The organism is Gammaproteobacteria bacterium, assembly GCA_013817245.1.
Lineage (GTDB): Bacteria > Pseudomonadota > Gammaproteobacteria > HTCC5015 > HTCC5015 > JACDDA01.
On record JACDDA010000012.1, the window covers coordinates 1 to 6,064 of the forward strand.

The following is a 6,064-nucleotide window of genomic DNA, read 5'->3' on the forward strand; positions in this document are numbered from 1 at the left end:
AGATGTTGAGGTTGGCCAGGTAATACAAAGCGCGGTAAGCGAGCCATCAGAAGTCGTGTCCATTTGATAATGGAGCAGCATAATTCATTTAATCTACCGAATCAATCGAGTCTGACCCCATTGATTCACGCGGTGTTTTTGTTGCTTTCACCTTGTGCGTCGGTGTCGCCATACGCGCTGTATTGATAAGTCGTTTTGGCTTGGCCGCTGGTGTCAGTCAGCGCTTGGGTTGAACCCAACATGTCGTTTAGCAAATAACGATCACCGCTGTCGCTATAACGCGCGATGGCTTCATCGATGTTGTGGGTTCTTAAAATTTAAAAGGTAGCGTTCCGTTATTCTACTCGTTATTCTACTTAGAAATATTTTATAATCGGCAACGTATTCATCAAACATTGCAGTACTAGTCACCGCATCATTATGAGATGATCAATGTTGCTTAATTTAACCGTCCGAAAAATCCGGGATAGCTCAGACTGACCTTATTGATTCCTGACCTTATTGATTCCTAATCGCACGGCAGCCATTTGCTCCAAACTGGAAAATACAAAACAATGGTTGCAATTGCGGTCATCATATTTGCCAACATTGCATTAAGAATGATTTTTACATAAACAGGATTTTCCAACAAAATCCTACTACTTTTTGCTTCAGAAACCACAAGAAACATTTCATGGATTTTTTTTCGAAGTCGATTAATAAAAATTAGGCTCGCAATAGACCCAAACAACAACAAGACAGCGCCTAATACAGCAATAACCGTATTGATCTCGGGATCCAAAAAAATACCAGAGAAGCAAAATTCTTCTAAAAAATACACCCCAATAAAAAATGAACAAGAAATAATTACTAAAAATGGAAATATGAAGTATTTTTCAAAAAATAAGTTTTTCATTGTTTTTAAACCATGCCTATTTATTTTAGAAGCATTAAAACGAGAATAGAATTCGTAATTACCGTACCCATGTCGTGAAAATGAAAAAACGATCAAGGTAAGTCTTAGGTGTTTTATCTATTTTAAAAAAATAAAAATAAGCCATAAAACAAAAAAAATAAGTAATCCACCAGGAATGCCATAAGATATATTAAAATATGCGCTCTGCGCAGTTATGTGTTTTAATGTACTTCTTCTTTAATTACGAATATTTTCACAACAAGTGAAAAAAAACACGCAATAATTTTTTTATTTTTGCTCTTCATACTCAATAATCACATTAACAATTTAATTAGCATAAATATGAAAAGAAAAAATTAAACGTTTTTAGAAAATTATCGCTATACAAAAACTAAACAAATCTTCTAAGAATAAATATAAAAGCGAGGACAAAATTCATAATTATTATACCAAATATAGATGTCCATATAGTAACGAAAAAGTGCTCAACATAATTTTGAAACTTTTTACCTGCTTTAAAAGACAAACATGTTAGAGCGTGAATTGGAATAAAAAGACCCCACATGCAAAAAAAACCAAGCGATATAACAGTAATGCCATACACATATGTTAAAAATGAATCGCACTCTTTACAGCCAGGCATTTCAAAGTAATGCACCAGCATTTTAGTTAACAGCAATGCCATGAAGCTTGTAAAAAAAATGTATCTAATAATTTTTTTATTTATGTTCGTCATATTTATTTACATTCGCAATTAGGTGATCGAGCATGAGTTGCTTGATGATATATCGCTCCTCCCGCTGCACCAGCAATGCCACCGACTGCTCCAATAACATTGCCAGTCGCACCAGCCACGGCTATACCTGCGACAATTTTTATAACAACAGGCCCAACATTAGATACACCATTATTTGCGGTATTAGCACCGTTATTCATGGCATTTTGACCAGGAGTATCTTGCTCACTTTGTTCTTGTTCTTTTTTATCTAAACATTTTTGTGTTTCGTAGTTATGGGCAGCGTCATACCCCCCTTTTGCAGCCCACAGTATCCCGCCAATAAGTAATATGGGATTTTTACCATCCGGATCAGTGTAACTAACCGGATCCCCGCCCACATACGCATAAGTATTCAACCCGCCCCTTAACCCAATCGGATCACTGCTGATAAAGCGTTTGAGTTCCGGTGCGTAATAACGCGCGCGGTAATAGTACAAACCGGTGTTGTCGTTGTCACGGCCGGTGTATTGCGCGGTGTTTTTGTTGCTTTCACCTTGTGCGTCGGTGTCACCATACGCGCTGTATTGATAAGTCGTTTTGGCTTGGCCGCTGGTGTCGGTCAGCACTTGGGTTGAACCGAGCATATCGTTTAGCAAATAACGATCACCGCTGTCGCTATAACGCGCGATGGCTTCATCGATGTTGTGGGTTCTTAAAATTTAAAGGGTAGCGTCCCGTTATTCTCTCTAACGCTATTGATTGCCATTAATTCCACCCCACATGCATACCTCAAACTCATTGTGTCCAAAAGGATTATGATTGAATTCAAAAACAATACCCATATCCGCTGACTTTCCTACCCATCCTATATCAAAGTGATTTTGTTTTTCGCAGTAGTCTTGCAAAAAGCTAAGATTGAGCAAGAACTCGGAGAGCGATAACGAATAATATGGCCCCTCGCTATCAACGAAGAACCAACCAATTGCGTTAGCGGGTTTAACATTAGTTTTGATAAAGCTAACAATTTCAGTAGGAGTATTAAAATACTTAAGCTCCCAATCCTTAACTTTGCCTCTGGTTGTGGTTTGCTCATTTGCTTTTATATCCCATGCAGAAAAAGCTGCGTACTTTAAACTTTGCCTATCGTGGCTAAATTCAGCCTTTGAAAGTAAATTAGAAAGTGCGGGATCGACAGAATTTAAAAGCTTCTGTCTTGCCCGCTTATGCTCGACTTCTCGTAACTTGACTTCGAGTTTACTCATAATTTCTCAACATATGGATGTAAGATCAATCCCGCTCTGTGATTTGATGCATCGCTCATAAAGAAAGAGACTTCTGTAGATTAGGGTGCATTCGTTTTATCTTGTGAAAATTCATTCATTAGTAAGTCTCAGTAGTGCCGCCGTTTTGATACTTGATTTGTCCCTGATTATTTATTCTTATTTCCCCAGTAGCCGAATCAATTTTGGGCGCAGCATCATGCCAATGCGGTTGAGGATGGGCTTGATCGGCTGGGTGCTGCGTCTGAACTCTAGGTTTCCCGTCAGCACCCTCGGTAGTAGTTTGTCTTTGTCCCTCTTTGCCAGACTGAGAAGTTGCGGAACGACTCGTTGGCGTCCCCGCTTTTCGCATTGCTTCACGCCGCGCTGCGCTTGAACTCTTAGCCGCCATCTTCCCCGCAGCGCCCTTCCCACCCCAATTCATAGGATTCAGGCATTCTAATGCACAGGTTTGTGCCGCTTCGCCCATGGTCTGGCAAGGATCCATGATCATTTCCATGGCCACACACATTAATACGCAGCGACCATAGTTGATGCCAATCGGGATCACCATCGCGATTTGGCCACTGGGATCAGTCGCATTAAGCGGATCCCCACCTACGTATTCATAGGTGTTCAGTCCACCACTTAACCCGATCGGATCACTGCTGATAAACCGTTTGAGTTCCGGTGCGTAATAGCGCGCGCGGTAATAATACAAACCCGTGTTGTCGTTGTCACGTCCGGTGTATTGCGCGGTGTTTTTGTTGCTTTCACCTTGTGTGGGAATCAAGGGGTCAGACTCCTTGATTCTTGTTCATTCAGTCAATGGCAGGCACTTTAGCAGCGAGAGGATCTTAAATCAAGGAGTCTGACCCCTTGATTTTATAATCTGCTTCAGCTCTAAAAGTAAGCTGACGATCATTGCCACGCTGAATGAGATGTTGAGGTTGCCCAGGTAATACAAAGCGCGGTAAGCGAGCCATCAGAAGTCGTGTCCTGTTGCTAATGGCCTAGCGTAGTTGATTTAATGCGCCAGATCAATCGAGTCTGACCCCATTGATTCTCATTGCTAAGGATCAATCGAGTCCGACCCCATTGATTCCGCCATTGATTTTGATTTAGAAGATTTTTTAGACTCTTCGGTCCGTAGCGAATAACGTACAAACGCAAATATTCCCGTAATAAAAATCCATGAAATCAAATCAACAATAACACGTGCTTTCAACTCTTTAGTCATTATGCTTAAAGCAGTAGAAGAAGCAGTTTTAGTTGTGAAACAATACCCGCACTGGCGCAAAATGATGCTTTTCCCTTTATGATCTCCTAAGGCAGTCGCCATTTGAGACAGCAAAATGTCTTTATTGCCAATTGACATTAATGTTTCTACAGTTTGTGTATGCAAGCTTAGCGCTACATAATGCTTGGTGGTATTAAAAGTTGCGATAATACTTAACATCAAGCCCACATTAATTAACATTCTATAAGTTTTCATATCATATATCCTAGGGCAGAGTGGGCCATAAGGCTAGAGCGCCACAAAAACCTCCTATAGCCATGCCTTGTGCGACGGTCCCCACACCAGGTATTTTCGCTAATTCCGCATTAGACTCATTCGCCCCATACTCCGCTAACCTTTCGTAGGCCTCGGCCTGAATTTCCGCTAATTCAGCATATTCCTCAGACAAAACATCACACTCAGCCATGCGTTTCTCTAATCGTTTTATTGCTTTCTGAAGTCTGGCAAGATCGGCAGCTTTTTGAAGATCTTTATAGAGAGAATATCCGCTATACATCACATCAAGGGCTAGACACACCCCCCCGCTTACGGGGCCATGTCCACTCGGATCTGTAAAGTTAACCGGGTCCCCACCTACATACGCATAGGTATTTAAGCCGCCGGCTAATCCGATCGGATCACTGCTGATAAAGCGTTTGAGTTCCGGTGCGTAATAGCGCGCGCGGTAATAATACAAACCCGTGTTGTCGTTGTCACGTCCGGTGTATTGCGCGGTGTTTTTGTTGCTTTCACCTTGTGCGTCGGTGTCACCATAGGCGCTGTATTGATAAGTGGTTCTGGCTTGGCCGCTAGTGTCAGTCAGCACTTGGGTGGAACCCAACATGTCGTTTAGCAAATAACGATCACCGCTGTCGCTATAACGCGCGATGGCTTCATCGATGTTGTGGGTTCTTAAAATTTAAAGGGTAGCGTCCCGTTATTCCCGTGCGGTAATGCCACCGTGTTGGGGATCATTGGATCAATCGAGTCTGACCCTATTGATTTTATTGATTACTATTGATTCTCACGTGTTGATCCCGTAGTTGATTTATACACCAGCTCATTTGAGTCTCAGTCCATTGATTATGTTCCATATACGTACTAAGAGCATTCAAAACATTAGCGAATAATATAATATTGCCATTCAGCAACATAAAAACCGCAAACGCTATAGCTCGTGTTCGATGTTTTTCAAAAAATACTAAATCTTCTTCATTAACACTATGTTTCCAAGCGTAAGCAAAAGGAATGGAACTCATATAAACAACTTTCCACGAATATTTATTAACGATGTTTTTCGGTAACTTGGCTTTACTTACCCAAACCAATATAGGAAGAAGTAATATTGCTGGTATTATTAGCAGTATATTAGATAATAAAATTAAATTATTTGGATTCATTGATAAACATCCTCTAAAGTCCAGGCACATAAACTAACGCCATACATCCAAGACCAGTTATTATACTAGGGATATAACCCATCATTTCAGCCCGAACATAATCACTCATTACTTTAGCCAGTTCCTGATTTAAATCATTTAGACGTTCAAAATCTTCTGGAGTCCCTGAACCAGAACCACATTTAGCTTGCAGTCTTTTAATCTCTGGCTTCATTTTATTTATCTTTTGTTCCAGGTCATTTATATCTCTACCTGTCGAATATGCATCATATGCAGCTATAGCAATGCATACACCCGCAGCTATGCGTCCATTACCCGAAAAATCTATATAATTCACCGGATCCCCACCTACGTATTCATAGGTGTTCAATCCACCCCTTAATCCTATCGGATCACTGCTGATAAACCGTTTGAGTTCCGGTGCGTAATAGCGCGCGCGGTAATAATACAAACCCGTGTTGTCGTTGTCACGTCCGGTGTATTGCGCGGTGTTTTTGTTGCTTTCACCTTGTG

8 protein-coding genes are annotated in these 6,064 nt (G+C 41.0%); all 8 read right to left on the bottom strand.

All coding sequences use genetic code 11. The features are described from left to right. Positions 1 to 508: 508 nt before the first annotated feature. Positions 509 to 895, bottom strand: a complete 387-nt coding sequence (locus H0W44_10610; GenBank protein ID MBA3582886.1) for a hypothetical protein — start codon at positions 893 to 895, stop codon at positions 509 to 511. Positions 896 to 1,633: 738 nt separating this feature from the next. Then, positions 1,634 to 2,257 carry an RHS repeat-associated core domain-containing protein gene (locus H0W44_10615; GenBank protein MBA3582887.1) on the bottom strand — a complete coding sequence of 208 codons (624 nt, stop codon included), beginning with the start codon at positions 2,255 to 2,257 and terminating at the stop codon, positions 1,634 to 1,636. Between the two features lie 108 nt (positions 2,258 to 2,365). Further along, positions 2,366 to 2,875 (bottom strand): hypothetical protein, encoded by a 510-nt coding sequence (locus H0W44_10620; protein MBA3582888.1) that lies wholly within the window; start codon positions 2,873 to 2,875, stop codon positions 2,366 to 2,368. Between the two features lie 118 nt (positions 2,876 to 2,993). After that, positions 2,994 to 3,683, bottom strand: coding sequence for a hypothetical protein (locus tag H0W44_10625; protein ID MBA3582889.1), 690 nt, complete (start codon positions 3,681 to 3,683; stop codon positions 2,994 to 2,996). A 261-nt stretch (positions 3,684 to 3,944) separates the two neighbouring features. Beyond that, a complete protein-coding gene (locus H0W44_10630; GenBank protein MBA3582890.1) occupies positions 3,945 to 4,367 on the bottom strand; it encodes a hypothetical protein in 423 nt (140 codons plus the stop codon). Positions 4,368 to 4,377: 10 nt separating this feature from the next. After that, on the bottom strand, positions 4,378 to 4,995 hold the full coding sequence (locus tag H0W44_10635; protein MBA3582891.1) for a hypothetical protein: 618 nt from the start codon (positions 4,993 to 4,995) through the stop codon (positions 4,378 to 4,380). 160 nt (positions 4,996 to 5,155) lie between these two features. Then, a complete protein-coding gene (locus H0W44_10640) occupies positions 5,156 to 5,551 on the bottom strand; it encodes a hypothetical protein (GenBank protein MBA3582892.1) in 396 nt (131 codons plus the stop codon). Positions 5,552 to 5,564: 13 nt separating this feature from the next. Next, positions 5,565 to 6,064: hypothetical protein (locus H0W44_10645; protein MBA3582893.1), on the bottom strand; the 500-nt coding region annotated here is incomplete at its 5' end.